This is a genomic window from Actinoallomurus sp. CA-150999, assembly GCF_050942425.1.
Taxonomy (GTDB): Bacteria; Actinomycetota; Actinomycetes; order Streptosporangiales; family Streptosporangiaceae; genus Actinoallomurus.
Genome location: NZ_CP192063.1, coordinates 11,442,918 through 11,466,083, shown reverse-complemented (window position 1 = coordinate 11,466,083; position 23,166 = coordinate 11,442,918). Strand labels below are relative to the sequence as shown.

Annotated in this window: 24 protein-coding genes; 13 read left to right on the top strand and 11 right to left on the bottom strand. The window is 70.8% G+C overall.

Going from position 1 to position 23,166, the window contains the following annotated elements; genetic code table 11:
- The first annotated feature begins 2 nt into the window (after positions 1-2).
- Complete coding sequence (locus ACQP2O_RS53060; RefSeq protein WP_433178061.1) at positions 3-1,442, top strand: alpha,alpha-trehalose-phosphate synthase (UDP-forming); 1,440 nt, start codon at positions 3-5, stop codon at positions 1,440-1,442.
- Positions 1,443-1,488: 46 nt separating this feature from the next.
- Here the strand turns inward: ACQP2O_RS53060 and ACQP2O_RS53055 are convergent, their stop codons facing one another.
- From ACQP2O_RS53055 to ACQP2O_RS53040, 4 genes are all read right to left on the bottom strand, one after another.
- The gene (locus ACQP2O_RS53055) at positions 1,489-2,028 is read right to left on the bottom strand and encodes a hypothetical protein (protein ID WP_433178059.1); all 540 of its coding nucleotides are present in this window, start codon (positions 2,026-2,028) and stop codon (positions 1,489-1,491) included.
- Between the two features lie 162 nt (positions 2,029-2,190).
- Complete coding sequence (locus ACQP2O_RS53050; RefSeq protein WP_433178057.1) at positions 2,191-2,736, bottom strand: hypothetical protein; 546 nt, start codon at positions 2,734-2,736, stop codon at positions 2,191-2,193.
- 79 nt (positions 2,737-2,815) lie between these two features.
- Positions 2,816-3,853 (bottom strand): hypothetical protein, encoded by a 1,038-nt coding sequence (locus ACQP2O_RS53045; RefSeq protein ID WP_433178054.1) that lies wholly within the window; start codon positions 3,851-3,853, stop codon positions 2,816-2,818.
- A 77-nt stretch (positions 3,854-3,930) separates the two neighbouring features.
- Positions 3,931-6,432: a DEAD/DEAH box helicase gene (locus ACQP2O_RS53040; protein WP_433178052.1), complete on the bottom strand. Its 2,502-nt coding sequence runs from the start codon at positions 6,430-6,432 to the stop codon at positions 3,931-3,933.
- Between the two features lie 332 nt (positions 6,433-6,764).
- Here ACQP2O_RS53040 and ACQP2O_RS53035 point away from each other — a divergent pair, with 332 nt between their 5' ends.
- The gene (locus ACQP2O_RS53035) at positions 6,765-7,607 is read left to right on the top strand and encodes a peptidoglycan-binding protein (RefSeq protein WP_433178050.1); all 843 of its coding nucleotides are present in this window, start codon (positions 6,765-6,767) and stop codon (positions 7,605-7,607) included.
- An 83-nt stretch (positions 7,608-7,690) separates the two neighbouring features.
- Here ACQP2O_RS53035 and ACQP2O_RS53030 read toward each other — a convergent pair whose 3' ends face one another.
- On the bottom strand, positions 7,691-7,867 hold the full coding sequence (locus ACQP2O_RS53030; protein ID WP_433191574.1) for a hypothetical protein: 177 nt from the start codon (positions 7,865-7,867) through the stop codon (positions 7,691-7,693).
- Positions 7,868-7,988: 121 nt separating this feature from the next.
- On the opposite strand from ACQP2O_RS53030, the gene ACQP2O_RS53025 reads away from it, so the two are divergent.
- The 4 genes from ACQP2O_RS53025 to ACQP2O_RS53010 all read left to right on the top strand — a co-directional run bounded on the left by ACQP2O_RS53025 (position 7,989) and on the right by ACQP2O_RS53010 (position 10,420).
- A complete protein-coding gene (locus ACQP2O_RS53025; protein WP_433191503.1) occupies positions 7,989-8,858 on the top strand; it encodes an SPFH domain-containing protein in 870 nt (289 codons plus the stop codon).
- Complete coding sequence (locus ACQP2O_RS53020; protein ID WP_433178048.1) at positions 8,855-9,100, top strand: toxin-antitoxin system HicB family antitoxin; 246 nt, start codon at positions 8,855-8,857, stop codon at positions 9,098-9,100. The genes ACQP2O_RS53025 and ACQP2O_RS53020 overlap by 4 nt, the downstream gene beginning before the upstream one ends.
- The gene (locus ACQP2O_RS53015; RefSeq protein WP_433178046.1) at positions 9,097-9,711 is read left to right on the top strand and encodes a GOLPH3/VPS74 family protein; all 615 of its coding nucleotides are present in this window, start codon (positions 9,097-9,099) and stop codon (positions 9,709-9,711) included. The genes ACQP2O_RS53020 and ACQP2O_RS53015 overlap by 4 nt, the downstream gene beginning before the upstream one ends.
- Before the next feature lie 112 nt (positions 9,712-9,823).
- Positions 9,824-10,420, top strand: coding sequence for a C40 family peptidase (locus ACQP2O_RS53010; protein ID WP_433178044.1), 597 nt, complete (start codon positions 9,824-9,826; stop codon positions 10,418-10,420).
- Positions 10,421-10,453: 33 nt separating this feature from the next.
- On the opposite strand, the gene ACQP2O_RS53005 is transcribed toward ACQP2O_RS53010, so the two are convergent.
- A complete protein-coding gene (locus tag ACQP2O_RS53005; RefSeq protein WP_433178042.1) occupies positions 10,454-10,942 on the bottom strand; it encodes a GbsR/MarR family transcriptional regulator in 489 nt (162 codons plus the stop codon).
- 84 nt (positions 10,943-11,026) lie between these two features.
- On the opposite strand from ACQP2O_RS53005, the gene ACQP2O_RS53000 reads away from it, so the two are divergent.
- Both ACQP2O_RS53000 and ACQP2O_RS52995 read left to right on the top strand, forming a co-directional pair.
- The gene (locus ACQP2O_RS53000) at positions 11,027-11,932 is read left to right on the top strand and encodes an ABC transporter ATP-binding protein (RefSeq protein ID WP_433178040.1); all 906 of its coding nucleotides are present in this window, start codon (positions 11,027-11,029) and stop codon (positions 11,930-11,932) included.
- Positions 11,929-13,521: an ABC transporter permease gene (locus tag ACQP2O_RS52995; RefSeq protein WP_433178038.1), complete on the top strand. Its 1,593-nt coding sequence runs from the start codon at positions 11,929-11,931 to the stop codon at positions 13,519-13,521. Before ACQP2O_RS53000 ends, ACQP2O_RS52995 begins: the two co-directional genes overlap by 4 nt.
- A gap of 235 nt (positions 13,522-13,756) precedes the next feature.
- Here ACQP2O_RS52995 and ACQP2O_RS52990 read toward each other — a convergent pair whose 3' ends face one another.
- Positions 13,757-14,464: a Mut7-C RNAse domain-containing protein gene (locus ACQP2O_RS52990; protein WP_433178036.1), complete on the bottom strand. Its 708-nt coding sequence runs from the start codon at positions 14,462-14,464 to the stop codon at positions 13,757-13,759.
- A 111-nt stretch (positions 14,465-14,575) separates the two neighbouring features.
- Positions 14,576-15,724: an NAD(P)/FAD-dependent oxidoreductase gene (locus ACQP2O_RS52985; RefSeq protein WP_433178034.1), complete on the bottom strand. Its 1,149-nt coding sequence runs from the start codon at positions 15,722-15,724 to the stop codon at positions 14,576-14,578.
- A 155-nt stretch (positions 15,725-15,879) separates the two neighbouring features.
- Between ACQP2O_RS52985 and ACQP2O_RS52980 the strand changes: the two genes are divergently transcribed.
- Positions 15,880-16,650 carry a dioxygenase family protein gene (locus tag ACQP2O_RS52980; RefSeq protein WP_433178032.1) on the top strand — a complete coding sequence of 257 codons (771 nt, stop codon included), beginning with the start codon at positions 15,880-15,882 and terminating at the stop codon, positions 16,648-16,650.
- 49 nt (positions 16,651-16,699) lie between these two features.
- Here ACQP2O_RS52980 and ACQP2O_RS52975 read toward each other — a convergent pair whose 3' ends face one another.
- Positions 16,700-18,064: an FAD-binding oxidoreductase gene (locus ACQP2O_RS52975; RefSeq protein WP_433178030.1), complete on the bottom strand. Its 1,365-nt coding sequence runs from the start codon at positions 18,062-18,064 to the stop codon at positions 16,700-16,702.
- A gap of 62 nt (positions 18,065-18,126) precedes the next feature.
- On the opposite strand from ACQP2O_RS52975, the gene ACQP2O_RS52970 reads away from it, so the two are divergent.
- The 4 genes from ACQP2O_RS52970 to ACQP2O_RS52955 all read left to right on the top strand — a co-directional run bounded on the left by ACQP2O_RS52970 (position 18,127) and on the right by ACQP2O_RS52955 (position 21,864).
- Positions 18,127-19,119: a helix-turn-helix transcriptional regulator gene (locus tag ACQP2O_RS52970; protein WP_433178028.1), complete on the top strand. Its 993-nt coding sequence runs from the start codon at positions 18,127-18,129 to the stop codon at positions 19,117-19,119.
- 444 nt (positions 19,120-19,563) lie between these two features.
- Positions 19,564-20,316, top strand: a complete 753-nt coding sequence (locus ACQP2O_RS52965) for a hypothetical protein (protein ID WP_433178027.1) — start codon at positions 19,564-19,566, stop codon at positions 20,314-20,316.
- A 239-nt stretch (positions 20,317-20,555) separates the two neighbouring features.
- A complete protein-coding gene (locus tag ACQP2O_RS52960; protein WP_433178025.1) occupies positions 20,556-21,044 on the top strand; it encodes a hypothetical protein in 489 nt (162 codons plus the stop codon).
- 166 nt (positions 21,045-21,210) lie between these two features.
- A complete protein-coding gene (locus tag ACQP2O_RS52955; RefSeq protein WP_433178023.1) occupies positions 21,211-21,864 on the top strand; it encodes a hypothetical protein in 654 nt (217 codons plus the stop codon).
- Between the two features lie 177 nt (positions 21,865-22,041).
- Here ACQP2O_RS52955 and ACQP2O_RS52950 read toward each other — a convergent pair whose 3' ends face one another.
- Together ACQP2O_RS52950 and ACQP2O_RS52945 are read right to left on the bottom strand one after the other, a co-directional pair.
- Positions 22,042-22,647 (bottom strand): DUF305 domain-containing protein, encoded by a 606-nt coding sequence (locus tag ACQP2O_RS52950; RefSeq protein ID WP_433178021.1) that lies wholly within the window; start codon positions 22,645-22,647, stop codon positions 22,042-22,044.
- A 70-nt stretch (positions 22,648-22,717) separates the two neighbouring features.
- Positions 22,718-23,161, bottom strand: a complete 444-nt coding sequence (locus ACQP2O_RS52945) for a DUF6153 family protein (protein ID WP_433178018.1) — start codon at positions 23,159-23,161, stop codon at positions 22,718-22,720.
- Between the last annotated feature and the right edge of the window lie 5 nt (positions 23,162-23,166).

Here is a 23,166-nt window from a genome sequence, read left to right as displayed (position 1 = left end):
ATGTGGGAGCGTCTACGAAGAGTGAGTTTGTTGTCGTCGCCAACCGGCTGCCCGTCGACCGTGTGATCGACGAGAACGGCGAGGCGGCGTGGCGGCGTAGCCCGGGCGGCCTCGTGACGGCGATCGTCCCGGTCATGCAGCGCCGCGGGGGCGCGTGGGTCGGCTGGGTCGGCGCGCCGGACGAGGAAGTGGAGCCCTTCACCGCCGACGGCATGGACCTCGTGCCCATCTGCCTGACCACGAACGACGTCGAGCGGTACTACGAGGGCTTCGCCAACGCCACTCTCTGGCCGCTGTACCACGACGTGATCGTCCCGCCGGTGTACAAGCGGACACTCTGGGATGCGTACGTCCGGGTCAACCGGCGGTTCGCGGAGGCGGCGGCCGAGGTCGCCGCCGAGGGCGCGGTCGTCTGGGTGCAGGACTACCAGCTGCAGCTCGTCCCGAAGATGCTTCGCGAGCTGCGCCCCGACCTGCGCATCGGCTTCTTCCTGCACATCCCGTTCCCGCCGATGGAGCTGTTCGTCCAGCTGCCGTGGCGGCAGCGGATCCTCGAAGGGCTGCTCGGCGCGGACCTGGTCGGCTTCCAGAGCAGCGACGCCGCCGCGAACTTCGCGCGGCTCTGCCGCCGCCTGTGCGGCGTGAAGACCCATCGGAACGAGATCCTCGTCGACGACCGGATCGTCCATGCCGAGGCGTTCCCGATCTCCGTGGACGTCAAGGAGCTCATCGACCTCATCGGCCGGCCCGAGGTACGGCAGCGGGCCGCGCAGATCCGTGCGGACCTCGGCAATCCGGCCACGATCCTGCTCGGCGTCGACCGCCTCGACTACACCAAGGGCATCCGCCAGCGGATCCAGGCGTTCAGCGAGCTGTTCCGCGACGGCAGGCTGAAGAGCGGGGACGCGGTGTTCGTCCAGATCGCGACGCCGAGCCGCGAGCGCGTCGAGCAGTACCGCATCCTGCGCGACGACATCGAGCTGCAGATCGGCCGGGCCAACGGGCTCTACTCCGAGCTCGGCGCGCCGATCATCAACTACCTGCACACGTCGTACACACGCGACGAGCTGGCCGCGCTCTTCCTCGCCGCCGACGTGATGGTGGTGACGCCGCTGCGCGACGGCATGAACCTCGTCGCCAAGGAGTACATCGCCTGCCGGGCGGACCTGCGCGGCAGCCTGATGCTCAGCGAGTTCGCGGGCGCGGCCGAGGAGCTCAAGCGCGCGTTCCTCGTCAACCCGTACGACATCGACGGCATGAAGCAGAAGATGCTGCAGGCCATGCAGGCCGACCCGGCCGAGCAGAACCGCCGGATGCGGGCACTGCGCAAGCGGGTGATCGAGTACGACATCGACCGCTGGGCCCACGACTTCCTGGCGGCCCTCGAAGGCCCAGGCATCCGGGACGAATCCGCCTTCGAGGAGGCGGTGCCCGCCGTCTGACCGGCGGACGCCGCCTCGCCGGTCCATCTCCTCCCGCGGGCGGTTCCTACCGGAGCGTGGGGGACTTCACCGTGTACCGGTAGGCGCCCCGCTTGTCGTTCGACACGTCGTAGTCCAGGCGGCCGATCGCCTGCCACGCTCCCGGGTGCCTGACCGCGGAGGCGGAGATGCCGCTGAGGATCAGCGGGTACGGGCGGTTCTTGGTCCCCAGGTATCGCTGGACGTACTGGCCGATGCCGTAGCTTTCGGTGGCCTGCTTCTTGCCGTCGAGCGTCAGGGTGATGTGCAGGACGGCGGCCTTTGTGGGGTGCTTGAAAGCGAAGCCCTTCTTGCTCGTGCCGCGCGCACGCATCATCGGTTCGATCCGGGCGATGACCGTCTCGTCCTTGTCGATCTTCTCCGTGCTGACGCAGACCCTGATCTCCCACTGGGGATCGGCGTACTTCGGGACCGGCACGGTCTTCGTCACGGTCGTGCATTTCGGCTTGACGGCGGCGCCGGCGGCCGGGGCGAGCGCGGTGACCGCACCGACGCTCGCGGCGGACGCGACGGCCGCCGCGAACACGCGCTGCTTGAGACTCAACATGACTCCTTCGTCGGGAGGTACGCACCGGCCCGCCGGCGAGATGAGCCCGGGCCGGAGGCCGGCGAGTCCGGCCTCAGAGCCTTGGGTCTGAACGCCGCGCCGGCCGGGTGTTCTTTTCGGGCGGCGCCCGCCGTCTGACCGGCGGGTGCCGCCTCCGCGGTGCTACTTCGGGGACTTCCCGGTGAACTTGTAGGCGCCGCGCTTGTCGTTCGACACGTCATGGTCGAGTTCGGCGGCAGCCTGCCAGGTGCCCTTCGTCTTCCACACGGAGGTCGAGATGCCGTTGAGTCGCAGCGGCGACCGTTGACTGGTCCACAGGTACCGCTTGACGTACTGGCCGACGCCTTCGCTCTCCAGGCCGACCTTCTTGCCGTTGTGCAGCAGCCAGACCTTCAGGACGACGTGGTCGGTGGGGAACTTGAAGTCGAAGCCCTTCTTGTCCGTGCCGTTCCGGTAGAACGTCGGCACGATCTGGGCGTAGACGTACGTCTTCTTCGTCTCCGAGTCCTTGCCCGTGCCCAGGCAGACCTTGAAGTCCCAGTAAGGGTCCTTGTACGTCGGAACCGGGACGACCTTGTGCTTCACGGTCGTGCACTTCGGCGCGGCCGTGGTGGCGGCGCCGGCGGACGGGGCGATCGCCGCCACCGTGCCGAGCACCGCCACGGACGCGAGAGTGCCGGTGATCATGCGCTGCGTGTTATTCACCATGTCTCCTCAGCGGGGAACGTACGCAGCAGTATGGTGATCTTGATCGCCGGCGAACAGAGACCAGAGGCTCAATCTCGCGTCAGCCGCCCGCCGGCGGGACGGCGGGCTTGACGTGCTGCCACCAGTCGCGCAGCTCTTCCGGGGCGTGCGCGCCCTCGACCGTCAGCGAGCCCGGCATCAGCGGGAAGCGGCGGCCCGGGCTCCACGTCCGAGGGTACGTCGGCGGGTCGAGCACCACGATCCGCGTGCCGCCCACCTCGGGGATGTCGGCGGGGACGCCCTCGTTCCAGATCCAGGAGCCGTGCGCGTCGACGAGGTTCCAGACGCCGGCGACCGCGGGCGTACCCGGCTCGACGTCCTGGTCGATCGACGAGGCCACCCAGCGCGGGTCGGGCGCCTCCCCGGGCATGCCGCCCGGCCGGACCAGCGCGTGCGCGAGGAGCGTGTGCAACTGGAAGTTGTCGCCGACGCCGCCGATCACGACGGTCCACCCACGCCCGGTGGCACGGTCCAACACCAGCAGGCGCTCACCGTCGAGGACCTTGAGCAGGTCACGGACGTACTCCAGCTGCCCCAGGTAGGGCGCGGCCTGCTCCACCACCGAGATCTTGAAGTCGCGTTCGGTCACGGAGGCGCGGACGGCCTGGTCGCGGGCGAGCATCGTGGAGGCGGCCATCGCGAACTGCGGCAGCGCCCACCAGGACTCCATCGTGACGCCCGCGCCGTCACCGAGCTCGGGGTGCACCGTCGCCCAGACCTCCTGGGACGGCTGGTGCTCCATCGGGTCCGGGGGCGCGCCGCCGGTCGCCTTCTCCCAGGCGCCCGCGAAGGCCAGGGCCGCGGCCGCCACCTCGACCAGCCGGTCGACGATGGCAGGGCCGGCGGGGCCCGCGTCGGCGCCGTTCTCCACGAGGGCGCCCGTCAGCACGGCCACCCAGCCACCGAGGTGCGGGGGCGCCTCCGCGATCGCGCCCGCCATCGCCCGGACCCCGGCGGTCAGCCGGTCGGCGGGAAGGCCGGTGGCCTGCTCCTGCACCGCCGGAAGAAGAGGACCGAACGCCTGCTGGTCACCGGCCAGCGCAGCGTTCGCCAGGTTTGCGCATATCTGTTCAAACACACCGATTACAGTGCCATAGCCCTCAGACAGCCTCAGAACACGCACGGCACGGGCGTGCGTGTTCTTCGAGACAGGCCCTAGAGCCGGTCGACGGCCGTGACGTGCACGACCGCGCGGCCCGCCTCGTCGGAGGCGCGCAGGTCGACTTCGGCGCCGATGCCCCAGTCGTGGTGGCCGGCGGGGTCGTCCAAGACCTGCCGGACCCGCCACAGGTCCGTCTCCCGCTCGATCTGCAGGAGCTTCGGGCCGCGCGCGTCCGGGCCGGTCTGGATCTCGTCGTGCTCCTCGAAGTAGGCGTCGAGGGCGTCGGCCCAGCGGTCGGCGTCCCAGCCGTCCTCCGCGTCCAGTTCGCCGAGCTCGTAGTACTTCTCCAGGGCCGCCAGCTCCACCCGGCGGAACATCGCGTTGCGGACCAGCACCCGGAACGCCCGCTCGTTCGCGGTGACAGCGGTCGGCTTCGCCTCGATCGCCGTGTGCTGCTCGGCCGTCTCGGGGTGCTGGAGCTGCTCCCACTCGTCGAGGAGGCTGGAGTCGACCTGGCGGACCAGCTCGCCGAGCCACTCGATCAGATCCTGCAGGTCATCGGTCTTCACCGAGTCGGGCACGGTCTGCTGCAGGGCCTTGTAGGCGCTCGCGAGGTAGCGCAGCACGATGCCCTCGACGCGGGCCAGCTGGTAGTACGCGACGTACTCGGCGAACGTCATCGCCTGCTCGTACATGTCACGCACGACCGACTTGGGCTGGACCGGGTAGTCCGCCACCCACGGATGCCCGCGCCGGTAGATCTCGTACGCGCCCTCGAGCGTGTCTTCTAGGGGCTTGGCATAGGTGATGTCCTGGAGGAGCTCCATCCGCTCCTCGTACTCCACGCCGTCCGCCTTCATCTGCGCGACGGCCTCGCCCTTGGCCTTGTTCTCCTGCGCGGCGAGGATCTGGCGCGGGTCCTCCAGCGTCGACTCGATCACCGACAGGACGTCCAGGGCGTACGAGGGTGAGGACGGGTCGAGGAGCTCCATCGCGGCCAGCGCGAACGTCGACAGCGGCTGGTTGAGCGCGAAGTCCTCCTGCAGGTCGACGGTGAGGCGGGCGTACCGGCCCTCGTCGTCCGGCTCCTCGAGCTGCTCGACGACGCCGCCCGCCAGCAGGCTGCGGTAGATCGCGATGGCCTGGGAGATGTGGCGGCGCTGCCTCGCGCGGTCCTCGTGGTTGTCGGTGAGCAGCTTCTTCATCGCCTGGAAGGCGTTGCCCGGCCGGCCGATGACGCTGAGCAGCATCGCGTGGCTGACCTGGAACCGCGACTGCAGAGGCTCCGGGTCGGCGGCGATGAGCTTGTTGAAGACCTCCTCGTCCCAGCCGACGAAGCCGTCCGGCGCCTTCTTGCGCACCACCTTGCGGCGTTTCTTCGGGTCGTCGCCGGCCTTGGCGAGGGCCTTCTCGTTCTCCACGACGTGCTCGGGGGCCTGGGCGACGACGTAGCCGACCACGTCGAATCCGGCCCGGCCCGCGCGCCCGGCGATCTGGTGGAACTCCCGGGCCCGCAGCCGCCGCACGCGGCTGCCGTCGTACTTGCTCAGCGCGGTGAACAGGACGGTGCGGATCGGGACGTTCACCCCGACGCCGAGGGTGTCGGTGCCGCAGATGACCTTGAGCAGCCCGGCCTGCGCGAGGCGCTCGACCAGGCGGCGGTACTTCGGCAGCATCCCGGCGTGGTGGATGCCGATCCCATGCCGGACGAGCCGGGACAGCGTCTGGCCGAATTTCGTCGTGAACCGGAAGTCGCCGATCAGCCGGGCGATCTCCTCTTTCTCGGCCTTGGTGGAGACGTTGATGCTCATCAGAGCCTGGGCGCGCTCGGCGGCGGCGGCCTGGGTGAAGTGCACGACGTAGATCGGGGCCTTCTGGTCGTGCAGCAGCTCCTCGATCGTCTCGTGCAGCGGCGTCAGCCGGTACTCGTACTTCAGCGGCACCGGCCGCTCCGCCGAGCTGACGACGGCCGTCGGGCGGCCGGTGCGCCGGGTGAGGTCCTCCTCGAACCGCTTCACGTCGCCGAGCGTCGCCGACATGAGCAGGAACTGCGCCTGCGGCAGCTCCAGCAGCGGGATCTGCCACGCCCAGCCGCGCTCGGGCTCGGCGTAGAAGTGGAACTCGTCCATGACGACCTGGCCGATGTCGGCGTCGGCGCCCTCGCGCAGCGCGATGCTGGCCAGCACCTCCGCGGTGCAGCAGACGATGGGGGCGTCGGGGTTGACGCTGGCGTCGCCCGTCATCATGCCGACGTTCTCGCTGCCGAACATCTCGATCAGGTCGAAGAACTTCTCCGACACCAGGGCCTTGATCGGCGCGGTGTAGAAGGTGACCTGGTCACGGGCGAGCGCGGCGAGGTGCGCCCCGGCCGCGACCAGGCTCTTGCCCGAGCCGGTCGGGGTGTTCAGGATGACGTTCGCGCCCGAGACGATCTCGATGAGCGCCTCCTCCTGCGCGGGGTAGAGCGTGATCCCCCGCTCGGTCACCCACTCGCTGAAGGCTTCGAAGACGGCGTCGGGGTCGGATCCCTTGGGCAGACGGTCGATGAGGCGCACACGTCAATACTGCCCGTCCCCGCCAAATCGCGGGACCGCGCCTTACGCGGAGGGGGCTACCGTGTGGCGGCGTTCGTGCCGGCTCGGTCGTCGACCGGTGGCCCAATCCGGCCATCGACTAGATACAGATGATCTTGAAGGGCCAAGATCATCTGCCGTGGCCAGCTCCCGGCAAGAAGGAATCTTCCGTCTCTCGACGGTCATGCCCGGGCTGGTGGCCGCGTCCGGCCGAAGCCGGTTGCCGGCATCGCTCAATCCGGCGGTGACCTGCGACTTCGGGATGGAACGATCCAGTGCTTCGGTACTGCCCCCGCATGCAACCAGGAGAGCCGATGAAGCTGCCCTCATACGCCGCTGCCCTCGCGGCGGCCGTCCTGTTCGCCTCCCTGCCCGGAGCCGCCGAGGCGGCGACACCGGGGACCGACGCCAAGGCCCTTCCGAGTGTGAACATGGAAGCCGTCGTCAAGGCGGCCCAGATCGACCCGCGGCGGTCCGGCAACAAGCTGACCCCGGGCGCCAAGGCCAGCGTGCTCCTCGTCGAGCAGGCGCTGCGCGCCCGGCACCTGCTCGACAAGAAGTGGGTGGACGGGTCCTTCGGCACCACCACGATCGCCGCCTTCGCGAAATACCAGAAGTCGCTCGGCTACAAGGGCCTCCAGGCCAGCGGCCTGCCGGCCAAGGCGTCGCTCGTCAAGCTCGGAGCCGGGCGCTTCAAGGTCACCCACATCATCGTGCCGGGGTCCCGGGTGCACATCGGCAAGTTCGTCATCAACACCCGCACCCGGACCATGCTGAACGAGGCACAACGGCTGCTCGGCCGCAAACTCGTCCTGGACCAGGGTTCCTACAACCCCGGCGGTGACCCCACCTCCGCGGGCACCCACGACGGCGGCGGCGTCATCGACGTCAACGTCAAGGGAATGAGTTCCGCCACCCGCATCACCGTCACCCGCGCCCTGCGCCGTGTCGGCTTCGCCGCATGGGTGCGCAACCCCAACCAAGGCAACTGGCCCTGGCACATCCACGCCGCCGCCATCAACGACACCGACCTCTCCTCCCAGGCCCAGCACCAGATCGGCGACTACTACCTCGGCCAGAACGGGCTCGCCAACCGCGGCCCCGACGACGGACCCAAGGTCACCATCCACACCTGGGAGGAGTACAAGCGCGCCTGACCCATCCGAATCCGAACGCCGCAAAAGGTGAGCAAGATCCTCACCTGATGACGTAGACGTTCCGGCGTGAGCCCGGCTCGCGCTCACGCCGGATCACGTGAACCTGAGAGAGCCGGCCCACCGCGCCACGAAGCGCCTGCCCCCGCCGCGACCAGGCTCTCGCCCGAGCCGGTCGGGGTGTTCAGGATGACGTTCGCGCCCGAGACGATCTCGATGAGCGCCTCCTCCTGCGCGGGGTAGAGCGTGATCCCCCGCGTCAATATCGCCCCTCCCCGTCAGGTCGCGTTACCGCGCCTTGCGCTGCGGGCTCTGTCGACTTAAAGTGATATCACTTTGATTCCACAGACCAAGCACGTTGGAGGAGTCGTGGCCGAGTTCGAGATGCCGAGGCCCAAGGTCGGCGAGCGGGTCGCCGACGGCGTCAACGGATGGCCGATACTGGCGGCGTCCCTCGTGGCGATCGCGGTCGGCGTCGCCCTGTTCTTCACCCGCGAGCCGGCGCTGGTCGTCGTCGCGATCGTCCTCATCCTGGCCGCCGCCATCGTGCTCGTCGGGCTGACCGCCGTCGCGCCCGGAGAGGCGCGCGTCGTCCAGCTCCTCGGCCGGTACGCCGGGACGATCCGCACGGACGGCCTGCGCTGGGTCAACCCCCTGACGACCCGGCGCAAGATCTCCACCCGGATCCGCAACCACGAGACCGACCGCACCAAGGTCAACGACGCCGAGGGCAACCCGATCGAGATCTCCGCCGTCGTCGTCTGGCAGGTCGAGGACACCGCCAAGGCCGTGTTCGAGGTCGACGACTTCGTCGAGTTCGTCGCGATCCAGACCGAGACGGCCGTCCGCCACATCGCCGGGATCTACCCGTACGACGCGCACGGCGACGAGCGGCTCTCCCTCCGCGAGAACGCCGACGAGATCACCGGCAGGCTGTCCGAGGAGATCGCGGCCCGGGTCGCGTCGGCGGGCGTCAAGGTCATCGAGTCGCGCATCACCCGCCTGTCGTACGCCCCCGAGATCGCCCAGGCGATGCTGCGCCGCCAGCAGGCCGGCGCCGTCGTCGCCGCCCGGCAGCGGATCGTCGACGGTGCCGTCGGCATGGTCGAGGCCGCCCTCAACCAGCTGGCCGAGCACGACGTCGTCGACCTCGACGAGGAGCGCAAGGCCGCGATGGTCAGCAACCTGCTCGTCGTCCTCTGCGCCGACCGCGACGCCCAGCCCGTCGTCAACACCGGGACCCTCTACCAGTGACGGACGGCGACGAAGGCCAGGTCCCCGAGCGCAAGGGCGGCGAGCGGAAGAAGCTTCTTCTGCGACTCGACCCCGCCGTGCACGAGGCCCTGGCCCGCTGGGCCGCCGACGAACTGCGCAGCACCAACGCCCAGATCGAGTTCCTGCTGCGCCGGGCGCTGGCCGACGCCGGGCGGATGCCGCGCGACGCCGGCCGCATACGAAGACCCGGCCGACCTCCGAAGGAGGACCCCGCACCATGAACCTGCCGCGATCGCTCCCCGCCCGCCTCTACCTGCTGGCCTATGACGTCGAGAAGGAGCGGATCACCGCCCGCACCCAGCTCGGCCTGGTCCTGCGCGCCGCCGCGCTGGCGGACCTCTACCTCGACGAGCGGCTGGCCGACGATGACGGGAAGGCCAAGGTCGCCGCCGCCGGCTCGACCGGCGACCCGGTCCTCGACGCCGTGCTCGGCCAGGTCGCCGACGGCAGACCGCGATCCTGGCGGCGCTGGGTGAACGCCGACGAGCGCCGCATCGTCCGCGAGGTGCGCGACCAGCTCGAGAAGGATCGATTGATCAAGGTGGAGCGGCGCAGGATCCTCCCCGACCGGGTCCGGCTGCGCGAGCGCCGGGAGGTGAAGCGGTACGCGTCGGAGGTCAAGGCCGCCCTGCGCCCCTCCTCGGACACCGACCGCCGCACCGCGGCCGCGCTCGTGCTGGCCGCCCGCGGCGAACTGCCGACCGTGCTGTCCCGTCGCGGGCGCCGCGAGCACGCGCGCCGGCTGGAGGCCCTGTCCGATCCGGTCTGGCCGATCGCCCGCGCCCTGGAGAAGGCCGTACGGCAGAAGCACGCCGCCGCCGCCGGAGGCTGACCCGACGCCGAGTTATCGCCGCCGTTGAACGGTTGGGGAATTGCATTACGGGGAATGAGCGTCACCGGGAAATCCGAGGCATCAATTCCGGGGGTGAGTGACGCTCATGGAGATGCGGAAATTCGCATCCTTTGTCGGTATTTTTGGATTGGCGGGCGGGGTCCTCGCGGCGGCATCCGGGGCGAGCGCCGCGGTCCGCGTGCCCACGGACCCCGCGCCCGCCGTGCCCGGGTGCGGGGTGCTGCAGCCGGGCGCGTCGCCGGTGGCGCAGCAGGCGGTCCGGACGGCGTGCTCGCAGATCGGCGTCTGGTACAGCTGGGGCGGCGGTCACGGGCCCCTTCCCGGCCCGACGTACGGCCATTATGACGGCCACGACCCGGCCAGTAAGAACGACGGACAACGGCTCGGATTCGACTGCTCGGGACTGGTGCGATACGCCTATTTTCGGGCGACCGGCCGCGACATTCTCAACGGCACATCCGACAATCAGTTCCATACCCGGCTCGCCGTCGCGCGGTTCTCTCCCGGGCAGGGCAGCGGTCCGCTGCTCCCCGGCGACCTGCTGTTCTGGGGTCGCGGGCACATCCACCACGTCGCGATCTACCTCGGGACCGGACAGATGGTCGAGGCCTTCCAGTCCGGGACGCACGTCCGCGCGGTGCCGGTCCGCCTGGGCGGCGACTACGCCGGTGCTGTCCGCGTGACGTGAACGGCGGTCAGATCCCATACCGCTGAGGCGGGCTCAGTCGCCGCGGGCGGCCCGAAGCTCGGCCTTGCGCTCCTGCCACCTGGCGAGGAAGTCTCCGAGTTCCTCGTGAATGAAATCGAAGAACGCGAGCGTCTCGGCCAGTCGAATGCCTGCGGGGGTGTCGGGGCCGAGTGCCTCGACACCCTCCCGGAGGCTCTGCTGCCAGCGGGGGATGATGCGGTCACGGTTGAGGATCGACTCGTACCAGATGTCGCCGTCGGAGACGTAGACGTCCCGGCGTGAGCCCGGCTCGCGCTCACGCCGGATCATGCGAACCTGAGAGAGGTAGCGCACCGCGCCGGAGATCGCGGCGGGACTCACCTGCAGTGTCTCGGCGAGCTCGGCGGACGTTAGGCGGCCGGTGTCGGAGCCGATGATCGTTACGAGAACCCGTGCGGGCATGCGCGGCACGCCCGCTTCGACCAACTCCGCGGCGAACCGCTCGACGAAGCGCTGGACGGCTTCGGGGTTCCGGTCGGCCACGCAGTCACACTCCTTAGGGTCTGCAACTAGTTTATCCGATTTATTACTTTCACGAAACCGTGAAACTAGTGTACGTTCTGAAGCATGACAGACGCGATCTCCGTGTCCGGCCTGGTCAAAACCTTTGGCCGGACGCGTGCGCTCGACGGGCTCGACCTGACCGTCCGGTCCGGTGAGGTGCACGGGTTCTTGGGCCCGAACGGTGCCGGGAAGTCCACGACCATCCGCATCCTGCTCGGCCTCCTGCGGGGCGACGCCGGGACGGCTCGGCTGCTGGGCGGTGACCCGTGGCGCGACGTCACCGCCCTGCACCGGCGGCTCGCGTACGTTCCGGGCGACGTCGTCCTGTGGCCCAACCTCACCGGAGGCGAGGTCATCGACCTGCTCGGCCGGCTGCGCGGCGGCCACGACCCGAAGCGCAAGGCCGAGCTGCTCCAGCGGTTCGAGCTGGACCCGAAGAAGAAGGGCCGGGCGTACTCCAAGGGCAACCGGCAGAAGGTCGCGCTGGTCGCGGCGTTCGCCTCCGACGTCGAGCTGCTGATCCTCGACGAGCCGACCTCCGGCCTCGACCCGCTCATGGAGGAGGTCTTCCAGCGGTGCGTCGAGGAGGAGCGCGAGCAGGGCCGCACCGTGCTGCTGTCCAGCCACATCCTGTCCGAGGTCGAGGCACTGTGCGACCGGGTGAGCATCATCCGCAAGGGCCGCACCGTGGAGAGCGGCACGCTGTCGGAGCTGCGGCACCTGACCCGCACCTCGATCACCGCCGAGCTGGCGAGCCCGCCCGACGGGCTGACCTCCCTGCCCGGCGTGCACGACCCGGACGTCCAGGGCACCCGCGTCAAGCTCGAGGTCGACACCGACAAGCTCGACGAGGTGCTGAAGCACCTGACCCAGGCGGGCGTCCGCAGCCTCACGAGCACTCCGCCGACGCTGGAGGAGCTGTTCCTCCGCCACTACGAGGACCAGGCCCCCGCGGGGATGGCACGATGAACGCCCTCGTCGGCACCGGACAGCTGCTCAAACTCGGGCTGCGGCGCAGCCGCATCATGCTCGCGGTCTGGGTCTACGCCCTCGCGGCGTACGCGGCGAGCACCGCCTACGGCTTCAAGAAGCTGTACGACACGCCGGACTCGGTGCGTCACTTCACCTCCGGCATCAACGGGAACGGCTCGACGGTCGCCATGTACGGCCGGATCCTCGTGCCCGACTCGCTCGGCGGCATCACCGCCTGGCGGCTGGCCGCCCTCGGCGGCGTGATGGTCGGCGTGATGAGCGTCCTGCTGGTGGTCCGGCACACGCGGGGCGACGAGGATGCGGGCCGCCTGGAGCTGGTCGGCGCGGGCGTCGTCGGCCGCCGGGCGCCGCTGACCGCGGGCCTGCTGGTCGGGGTCGTCGCCAACCTCGCGCTGGCTCTCGTGACGACGATCGTGCTGATCGCCATCGGCCTCCCGACGGCGGGCTCGCTCGCGGTCGGCCTCGCCTGGGCGGTCCCGGGCCTGTTCTTCACGGCGGTCGCGGGCGTCACGGCCCAGCTCGCCGAGACGGCGCAGGCGGCGCGCGGCATCGCGCTCGCCGTCGTCGGCGTCGCGTACCTGCTGCGCGCGGTCGGGGACGCGGCGCGCGTCTCCTGGCTGGTCTGGGTCTCGCCGATCGGCTGGTCCCAGCGGGTCCGGGCGTTCGGCGGTGAACGCTGGTGGCTCATCGCCCTCGGAGTGGTGGTCGCGGTCGCGGTGGTGGCCGTGGCGTACGCGCTGGTCGGGCGCAGGGACCTCGGCGCGGGCCTGCTGCCCGTGCGCCCCGGTCCGGCGGAGGCGGCCCCGTCGCTGCGCAGCCCGCTCGCCCTGGCGTGGCGGCTGCAACGCGGCGCGTTCCTGTCGTGGCTGGCCGCCTTCGTGGTGTACGGAGCGGCGATCGGCGGGATCCTCAAGGGCGTCGGCGACCTGGTCAAGGACAGCTCCAGCGCGAAGGACTTCCTCGCCAAGATGGGCGGCCAGCGGGGACTCGAGGACTCCTACGTCGGCACGGTCATGGGCGTCCTCGGGCTGATCGCCGCGGTCTACGCCGTTCAGGTGGTGCTGCGGCTGCGCACCGAGGAGACGGCACAACGCCTCGAACCGCTCCTGGCGACACGGGTCCGCCGGGTGCGGTGGTCGATCGGCCACCTGCTCTTCGCGGCGGCCGGTCCGGCGGTGCTGCTGGGCCTCGCGGGCGTGGCGGCCGGGCTGGTCCACGGGCTGCGGGTCCACGACCTCGGCACCCAGGTGCCTCGGCTCCTTGGCGCCGCGATGGTGCAGCTGCCCGCGGCGTGGGTGACGGCGGCGATCGCGCTCCTGCTGTTCGGTGTCGTGCCCCGGTTCGTGGCGGCGGCCTGGGGGGTGCTGGGCGTGTTCCTGCTGCTCGGCCAGATGGGGCCGGTGCTCAAGCTGAGCCAGGCGGTGATGGACGTGTCCCCGTTCACGCACGTGCCCAAGCTGCCCGGCTCCGGCCTGACCGTCACGCCCCTGGCGGTGCTGACCGCCGTGGCGGTCGCGGGCGCCGCGGCCGGTCTCGTGGGCTTCCGCCGCCGCGACATCGGTTAGGCGCTGCAGCCGCCATCACCGGCGCGCCGCCGGGGACATCGGGTAGCCCTGCAGTCGTCATCACCGGCGCGCCGCCGGGACATCGGGTCGGCCTTGTAGCGGCTCTCGCCGGGCATCAGGTCGGCCCTGCGGCGGCTCTCGCCGCCGGGCATCAGGTCGGCCCTGCGGCGGCTCTCGCCGCCGGGCATCGGGTCGGCCCTGCAGTCGCTCTCGTCGGCTCGCCGGGCCGCTTCGGCTAAGCCCGGCGGGCCGCCTCCACGATCGCCGCCAGCCGGTCGTGGTGGGCGCCCTTCCAGTAGAGACGGCCGCAGGCCCCGCACCGGGCGTAGTCGTCGTAGCTGCGCCGGGTGCCCGGCTCCAGGAGGTGCTCGATCGTCTCCTTGCCGACCGGGGCCAGCAGGCCGTTGCAGGCGGTGCACCGGCTCCAGGGCGCGAGCGGCGGCGCGAACCGGTCGAGGACGTCGTTGAACTGCGCCTCCGGGTCCGTCCCGCGAACGTACGCGCCGAACCACAGCTTCCGGCGGTGGAGCAGTCCGCGATCCTGCGTCAGCAGGATCCGCTTCTCCCGGTTCGCCAGGTCGATCAGAGCGTCGTCGTCGATGTCGTTGTGGTAGTCGGTGTCGACGCCGACGAGCCGCAGCCGCCGGGCCAGCGTGCCGAGGTGGACATCGAGCGTGAAGCGGGGCGGGGTGACCGGCAGGGGCTGAGGCCGGCGCACCGCGGACACCTGGACGAGGTCCCCGTCCCGGGGGCGGTACGACGGCGGCACCGCACGGCCGTCGACGGTGAGCTCGCCCACCTCGGGAAGCGGGACGCCGAGGGACTGCACCAGGTGCCCGAGGGAGGAGGTCCCGTCCAGGGCGACGGAGACCGATCCGTTCCGGGACACCGGAGGCAGGAAGAAGCGGAGCTCCGCGGCGAACTCGAGCAGAGCGTCACTCATGGGACCCACCGGGACTCATACGACCCACATCCCCGCCGAGCCGCGGACCATTCCGTACGGATCGTCGCTTTCAGGATCCTAGAAGTGTGTTCCCGAATCCCCGGGCCGGGCTTACCGTCGTTCCAGCTGTATCGGCCACTGAACCGGCACGGGGGCGGGTTCGACGGGCCGGGCCCCCGCCGGCTCGGTGAACCGGGCCGGCCGGAAGGGCCGGAGCAGGGCCGACTCCTTGCCGTACACCTCACCGGCCACCAGGTCGCCGAGGAGGGGCGCCAGGGTGATCCCGCTGTGCGTCACGACGGTGTAGACGCGTGTCTCCGGGTCGGCGAAGCCCGCGATGGTGAGGCGGTCGGCGGGCATTGCGCGCTGCCCGACGCGGGTGCGCTCGACCCGCGCGCCGTCGGCGCCGGTCAGGACCTCCGGCAGCCGGGCGAGCATCTCGGCACCGACGTCGTCCGGCGGTGGCGTCTCGGGGTCGGCGGCGTCGTCGAGGTCGGGGGCCTGGAGCATGAGCCGGCCGCCGCCGTCGGGGCGCACGTTCAGGCGGTCGCCGGTCAGGACACGCGCCACCCGGACGGGGACCGGGGTGGTCGTGACGAGGAATCCGTTGGTGACCGTGCCCGACACGCGGGGGTCGAGCACGGGGACGTCGACGAGCGCGCCCGTCCACCGGCCGGCGCAGGTCACCAGGACGTCGGCGGCGCGGACGCCGCCGTCGGCGAGCGTCACATTGACCCCGCCGCGCCCTGACTTGATCTCGCGTACGGCCGCACCGGTCTCCACGCGGCCGCCATGGTCCCTTGTCTCGCCGAGGAGCCGGGCGAGGAGCACCGCGGGGATCACGTGTCCTTCTTCGGGGAAGTAGACGTAGTCCGTGCCGTCGGGCTGGGCGGCGAGGTCGGGTTCGAGCTCGGCGGCCCGGTGGGCGGTGATCCGCTCGACGGCGTATCCGCGGTCCCGGAGCCGCTCCACGCGGGCGCTCAGTTCGAGGCGGCGTGTCTCGCCGTTCGCCCACTCGAGGTGCCCGGTGGGGACGAAGCCGTCGCCGCCGAGCGCGTGGTAGGCGTGGACGGCGGTGTGGTTCAGCGCGAAGTAGGCCTCGGGGTCCTTGTCGTTCGCGTTGACCCAGGCGAACGACGTGCCGGTGGTGCCCGCGCCGGGGAAACGTTCCTCCAGCACGGTCACCCGCGCGCCACGGCGGGTCAGCCCGGCGGCGACGGCCGCGCCGACGATGCCGGCACCGATCACCAAGACTCGCATGCTCGCGACGGTAGCGAAGTCGGTCCACCAGGTGAGGGAGCGGCTCCGTCTCTGTCGGGTTCTTCACCATCACTTGGACAGAAAAGTTGAGAGTTCAAATAAATCGCGTACTCTAGGGAAGGTAAGTTGAGCGTTCAATCACTTGGAGGGTCGCCATGTCCGAACGGATGCCGGTGATCTATCTCAGCCACGGGGCGCCGCCCCTGGCGGACGACGCGGTCTGGCCCGGCCAGCTCGCCGCCTGGTCGGCCGGTCTGCCCCGCCCGAAGGCGATCCTCGTCGTGTCGGCGCACTGGGAGTCCGCCCCGCTCGCCGTCGGCGCGACCCGCACGGTCCCGCTGACGTACGACTTCTGGGGCTTCCCCGAGCACTACTACCAGGTCACCTACCCCGCGCCAGGCGCACCCGAGCTTGCGGACAAGGTCCGCAAGCTGGTGGACGGCCCGGTCCACGAGGACCCGGAGCGCGGCCTGGACCACGGCGCGTACGTCCCGCTGGTCGAGATGTACCCCGACGCCGACATCCCGGTCCTGCAGATCTCCATGCCGACCCTGGACCCGGAGCGGCTCCTCGCCCTTGGCCGCCGCCTCGCGCCGCTGCGCGACGAGGGCGTGCTGATCGTCGGCAGCGGCTTCTTCACCCACAACCTGCGCGCCCTCTCCATGGACCCGAACCCGGAGAACGCACCGGGCTGGTCGAAGGAGTTCGACGCCTGGGGACGGGAGACGCTCGCCGCCGGCGACCTCGACGCGCTGCTGGACTTCGAGCACCGGGCCCCGGCCGGCCGCCTCGCCCACCCGCGTACGGAGCACTTCGCGCCGCTGTTCGTCGCCCTCGGCGCCGGGGAGGCCGAGCTCGGCACCCAGCGCAGCGTCATCGACGGCTTCTGGCTCGGCATGGCCAAACGCTCCATCCAGCTGGGCTGACCGCGACCGACCACCGCGCACGACGGCCCGGCCGGGACTCGCCGGGCTCTCAGCGTCGGCCGACCGCGTGGTTGGCGTGGATCACGCCCTCCGGGTCGTACGCCGCCTTGAGCTCGGTGAGCCGCCGGTAGGTCTCCGGCGCGAACCCCGTCCGCACCTCGTCCTCGCCGAGCAGGCCGTAGCTGAAGTTGAGGGACCGGCCGAGGGCCTCGCCGGCGAACGGCGTGAGGATGTCGTCGTGCAGGGCGTGCACCTTGTCCTCCTCGCCCGGCTCCACCGGGGACAGGATGTTGAGCAGGTAGGCGGCCTCTCGGTGCCCGACGGCGTTCGCGATCCGGGGTGGCCGCGCGAGTGCGCCGCCGAGGTGCCGGAGCCCGACCACGCACATCACCGGGGCCGCCGGGCCCGCCGTCTGTGGCAGCGTCGCGAGCGCGGCCGGGTCGAGCGCGCGCAGCAGGCGGTTCTGTGACCGGTAGGCGTGGGGCCGGTCGGGCTCGTCGAACACCGTTCCGGACTCGGTGTAGGGCAGGACCCGCAGCGTGTCCTTCAGACGCGGGCCGAGGGCGCGCAGCGGTGCCGCCAGCTCCCGGCCCTCCGCCTCGGAGCCCAGGTAGGCGACCTGGACGTGCGCGACATGCCGGCCGCGCAGCGCCTCCGGCAACATCGGCAGGTCCGGGTAGGACAGCACGGTCACGCCCGAGGTCAGCTCCTCCGGTGCCGTCTCCGTCCACCGCCGCCAGGCCTCCAGGACGTCCGGCACCTCCGCGACGTCGAAGTACAGGCCGCCGCCGAAGATCGTGCTCACCGGCAGCAGGTCGACCTCCATGCCCGTGACCACGCCGAATCCGCCGCCACCGCCGCGCAGTGCCCAGAACAGGTCGGGCTCGGACTCCGCGGTGACCTCCCGGAGCCGCCCGTCGGCGGTGACGACCTCGAACCGGCGCACGTGGTCGGCGGCGAAGCCGTGGCGGCGGGCCATCAGGCCCACGCCCCCGCCCAGGGTGTAGGACACGGCCCCGACGCCGGGGAAGCTCCCGGACAGCGGCGCCAGCCCGTACGGCGCGGCCGCCTCGACGACGTGACGCCAGGTCGCGCCGGCCTCAACCCAGGCCGTACGCGCCTCGGGATCCACCCGGACCCCGGACATCCGGCGCGTGTTGATCAGCACGCCGTCCTCCAGCGTGCGGCCCAGCCCGTGCCCACTGGCCTGCGCCGTCACGCGTACGCCGCGCGCGGCGGCGAACGCGACGGCGGCCCGCACGTCCTCCGGACCGGCCGCTCCCACGATCGCCGCGGGCCGGTGCGGGTTCAGCCGTTGGAACCCGAGGCGCTCGCCGTCGTAGCCGTCGGCCTCCGGCAGGTACACGTGGCCGGTGAGCCGGTCGATGTCCGGATCCCTCACTGTCTCGCTCATGACGGCCACGTTAGAGGCCCTTCCGGACACATCTTGTCCGGAGGGGATGGGAATCTGGATCCATGAGCGAGACCCGCAAGGACCTGCCCGGCCGGCTGCTGCGCCTGCTGTCCCTCCTGCAGGGCAGACGGGAGTGGTCCGGCGCCGAGCTCGCGGAGCGGCTGGGCGTCACCGACCGTACGCTGCGCCGTGACGTCGGACGGCTGCGCGCGCTCGACTACCCGGTGGAGAGCACGACCGGTACGGCCGGCGGCTACCGGCTGATCTCGGGACGTAACCTCCCACCCCTGCTGCTGGACGACGATGAGGCGATCGCGGTCGCGCTCGGCCTGGCGACGGCCGCGGGCGGCAGCGTGGCCGGCCTCGAGGAGAGCTCCACGCGGGCGCTGGCCAAGCTGGAGCAGGTCCTGCCGGCGCGGCTGCGGCCCCGCCTGGCCGCGCTGAGCGACGCCACCGTCGCCGTTCCCCGCCCTGACGTGCCCCGCGCCGACCCCGCCGTCCTGGCGGTGATCGCGGGGTGCCGCCGCGACCACGAGATGCTCTCCTTCGACTACCGGAACCGGTCCGACCAGGTCGGCGCCCGCCGCGTCGAGCCGCACCACCTGGTCACCCTCCAGGGACGGTGGTATTTGATCGCGTACGACCCGGAGCGGGCGGACTGGCGGACCTTCCGGGTGGACCGGATGGAGCGCCCCACGCCCGCCCATCGCCGCTTCGCGCCGCGGGACCTGCCCGCGCCGGATCCGGCCGCCTATCTCGCCCGCGTCTTCGCCGGCGCGTCGTACCGCCATACCGCGCGGATGACCGTCCGGCTGTCCGCCGACGCCGTACGGGCCGGGGTGTTCGCGTCGATCCCGGGGGAGGTCGAGGATCGGGGCGCCGACGGGTGCGCGATCCGGCTGAGCGCGGAGTCCGCCGACCTGGTCGTGCAGTACGTCGCCGCGATCGCGGCCCTCGGCGCCGAGTTCACCCTCGACGCCGCTCCGGAGATCGCCGAGCGGGTTCGGGCGCTCGGCCGCCGGCTCGAGGAAGAGTCAACATCTCCTCTCTCCTGAACCGAGACTTTGCCCATTGACGGAATCTGTGGATGTGCTCGGCGAGCCTCGGTCACGGCGGCGTTTTGCGCCGGTCAGGACGCCGCCAATAGCCACCGATAGAACGAGCCTATAGGCCCCTAGTTTGGGGACATATTACCTGTACGTAGTGTTATGTGCCGATTCGCGAGGGATGATGGCCATTGGCGACCCCTGGCTAATGAATCAAGGGCTGTCGTGTTTTAGGGCTCTATGCCATTCCGATACAAAGGAGGCTCAACTGTGGTGAGGAAAGCGTCCGTGTGCGGCCTTGCGGCCGCCGCAGTGGCGAGCGGCCTCCTCATGGCCTCGCCTGTACACGCTCAGAGCCGTACCGCGATCCCGACCGGCGCCGTGGCAGCCGCCGCGGGGAACCTCGTTTCCGCCGTTCCCGCAAGCGACGGCGAAGGACGTCGCGGGCGTAACGTGACCAGCGTCGGCGGCGTCGGCAACATCACCGGCAGCGCGGGCGCCCGAGGTGGCGTGTCCCGCAGCAGAATCACGAGCAGCGGAAACGTCGTCCGCACGCGCGTCGGAATGAGAGAGCGGCCGCGCGTCAGGGTGGTCGAGCGGCCACGCTTCGTCAGAGTGCCGGGGCGCGTCAGGGTGGTCGAGCGCCCGCGCTTCATCAGGGGACCGGAGCGCGTCAGGGTGGTGGAGCGCCCGCGCTTCATCCCGGAGCGCCCGTTCGTCCCGGGTGAGCGGCCCGGCACGAACATCAGCAACCGCAACGAGAACATCACGAGCGTCGGTGGCGTCGGCAACATCACCGGCAGCGAACGCGCCCGCGGCGGCGTGACCGGCAGCACGGTCATCGGCAGCGGGAACGTCCGCGGCCCGCAGATGGGAATGGGCGAGCAGCCGCGCTTCGTGGAAGAGCGCCCGCTGGAGCCTCGCCAGCCTCTCCGTGAACCCGGACGGGGCGTCACGAGCGTCGGTGGCGTCGGCAACATCACCGGCAGCGCGGAGGCCCAGGGCGGCGTGCGGGGCGGCAGCACCATCCGGGGCAGCGGCAACGTGACGGAAAGCCCGATCGGGACCGAGCGTGCTGGCGGCGGCGAAGAGACGACGAGCGTGGGCGGCGTCGGCAACGTGACCGGTAGCCCCGGCGCGACCGGCGGCGTCTCCGGCAGCACCATCGAGAACAGCGGCAACGTCTCCGGTAGCGAGATTGAGTGACCGACCGTAGGAGATGAGACGACGACGATTCGAGGGCACAGGCCATGCCTGTGCCCTCGGCGTCGAGTCGCCCATAGGTGTCGGGTTTGAAAAGGGCGATTTAAAGTTACGTTACTGGTTTATTGCGCTATCTCCGGCTTATCCAGCAATAATGGCGTATATGTTCGCCTCCCGCGACGCGGCCCAAGAGGGTCGCCACCTCGGAACGTTATGCGCTTTTGGTAAAGAGGAGGCTCAACGTGTTGAGGAGAACTTGGGTCGCATCCGGCCTCGCGACCGCGGCCACGGCGAGCGCACTCATGCTGGCGTCGCCGGCGACGGCGTCGCAGAGCGCCACGGTGGCGTCCGCCCACAGCCAGATCGTGGCGATGGCCAAGGGTGGTGCCGGCAACGTGCTCACGTACGACCACCATCGGCGCCACTACCGCCATTACCGGCACTACCGGCACTACCGTCCGTATCGCTACCGGCACTATCGGCACTACCGGCATTTCCGCTACCCGCATCACCGGCACCACTTCCGGCATCCTCACTACCGGGGACACGACTTCGCGCGTGAGCCCTTCTTCCCCGGTGAGCGGCCCGGCTCGAACATCAGCAACCGCAACAGCAACGTCACGAGTGTCGGCGGCGTCGGCAACGTGACCGGCAGCCCCGGCGCGGCCGGCGGTGTGCGCAACAGCACCGTCGAGAACAGCGGCAACGTCACCGACAGAGACATCGGGTGAGTCGAGCACTCGCCGATGCGGCAGGGGCCGCCGATCCGATCGGCGGCCCTCTTGCTCGTCTAGGTGCAGGAGCCGCTGCGGGTCCGGCGAGGGGGAACTGATCATCGCGGCGCGGCGTCCAACTCGGGCCACGGGGAACGCCGTCGATTCGTGAACGGGAGCCGGGATGACCGTACGCCGTCCGGGACGTCCGGAGGACCTGCCGTCCGCCGAGGTCATCTGGGCGCGCTGGGCGGCACTGGCCGCGGTCCTGTCCACTCCGGGAGCGGGCCGGCCCGGCTACCGCCTGGACGACGACGGGCTGCACCTGGACACCGTCGGCAGCACTTGGGCGGCGATGACGTGGCGGGGCGACGGGCGGGCCGTGCTGTTCGGCGAGGACCAGGTGGGCGGGACCAAGTGGCATGAACCACCGGTCGACGTGCTCGCCGGAGCCCCCGACTGGCTGCCGTACGAGCGGCTGGAGGATCACCTTGAGGCCGGCGAGCTCGGCTTCGTCTACTGGTACGTCGACGCGACGTGGCGCAGGGCGCCGTACCCGCCCGGCCTGGAGGACGACGGCATCGCCGCCACGTTGGGCCGGTTCGCCGTCCGCTCGGACACTGCGTGGGAGATGGAGAGTCGGCTGCGGGAGCGGATTCCCCGCGCGAACGCGCCGTTCCAGGCCGCCTGCGCTCGCCTCCTGACGCACGCCGAGCGCCGCGCGGTGACCGCCGGGATCGTCCGCGGGTTCGCCGAGCAGATCGGCTGGCCGGACGCCGACGTCACCGCGATCAGCACGGCCGCGCGCCGCGCAGGCCTGACGCGTCCCGCACGCTGAGCTCGGCCGCGCCGAAACCGACCCGCTTTTGGCCATTTTCGGCCTAGTTTTAGGGCCGTCCTCATCGGGTGTCCTAGATCGCGACCCTCGACCGGAACGCCCTGATCCAGAATCGCCCCCGACCCTGACGGGCCGGTCCGTCCGCCCCGGGTCGCCGGAGCGGACGGACGCCCTGGGTCACATCGAGGCGAGGAGCTTCCTCATCGTCTCGATCTCCGCGGACTGGGAGGTGACGATCGAGGAGGCGAGGGCCTTGGCGTCGGCGGACGATCCGCTCGCCTGCTCGGTCTTGGCCATGGTGACCGCGCCCTGGTGATGCTGGATCATCATCTGCAGGAACGCCTTGTCGAACGGCGTGCCGGACAGCGTTCCCAGCTTCTTCATGTCCTGCTCGGACATCATGCCGGAGCCGTGGTCCATGCCCATGTCGCCGGAGGAGGGGGACGCGCCCCAGGTCCGCAGCCAGCCGGTCATCTTCTCGATCTCCGGCTGCTGCGCCCGTTCGATCTGACCGGCGAGCTTCTTGACCTCCGGCGAGGACGCCTTGGCGGCGGCCTGCTTCGCCATCGTGAGCGCCTGCCGGTGATGCGGGATCATCATCTGCGCGAACATCACGTCCTGGGCGTTGTGCCCGGACGCCGACGGCGCGGAGCTCGCGCCCATCGAGTGAGCCGGCATCGAGTGGCCGCTCATGGAGTGCCCGGAGTCGTCTTTCCCACCGCCGCAGGCGGCGAGGGTGAACGCGGCGACCGGGATGACGAGCAGGGAGAAAGCGCGCTTCATCGGTATATCTACCTTCCGTACGTGGATGTGGTGAAGAGACGTCGCGGCTCGGGGAGAGCCAGGACGTCTGTCACAGCCTGAGTACGGAGAGTTGGAAGACCGACGGTGTGGGCGGCGGGCGCCCGCCGTGCCGGCGGCGCAGCCGGGCCCGTCGACGGCTTGGGGCGCGCCGAAGGGCGGACCGCCCGATGAGGACGGTCAGCAGGATCAGCAGGGACGCGACGAGCAGTAGGCCCAGGCAGGTGCGCCCGCCGGGGTGGTGAGGCGTCGGAGAGACGGGTGAGCGCGGTCCGGCACCGGCCTTCTCGTGGCCGGGCTCCGCGGCATGGTGGGACGTCATGGAGCCGTCCGGCCCGCTCACCATGGACATCAGCGGCAGGCCGTGGGAGTCCATCGGGCCGTCCGACGCCTGCAGCCCGTGCATGGCGAACAGTCCGGCCACGAGCAGTCCCATGAGCAGCAGGCGGCGCAGAGACGCCCATCGGACGCCTGCCCACCTCCTGTCACCGCTCACGTCTA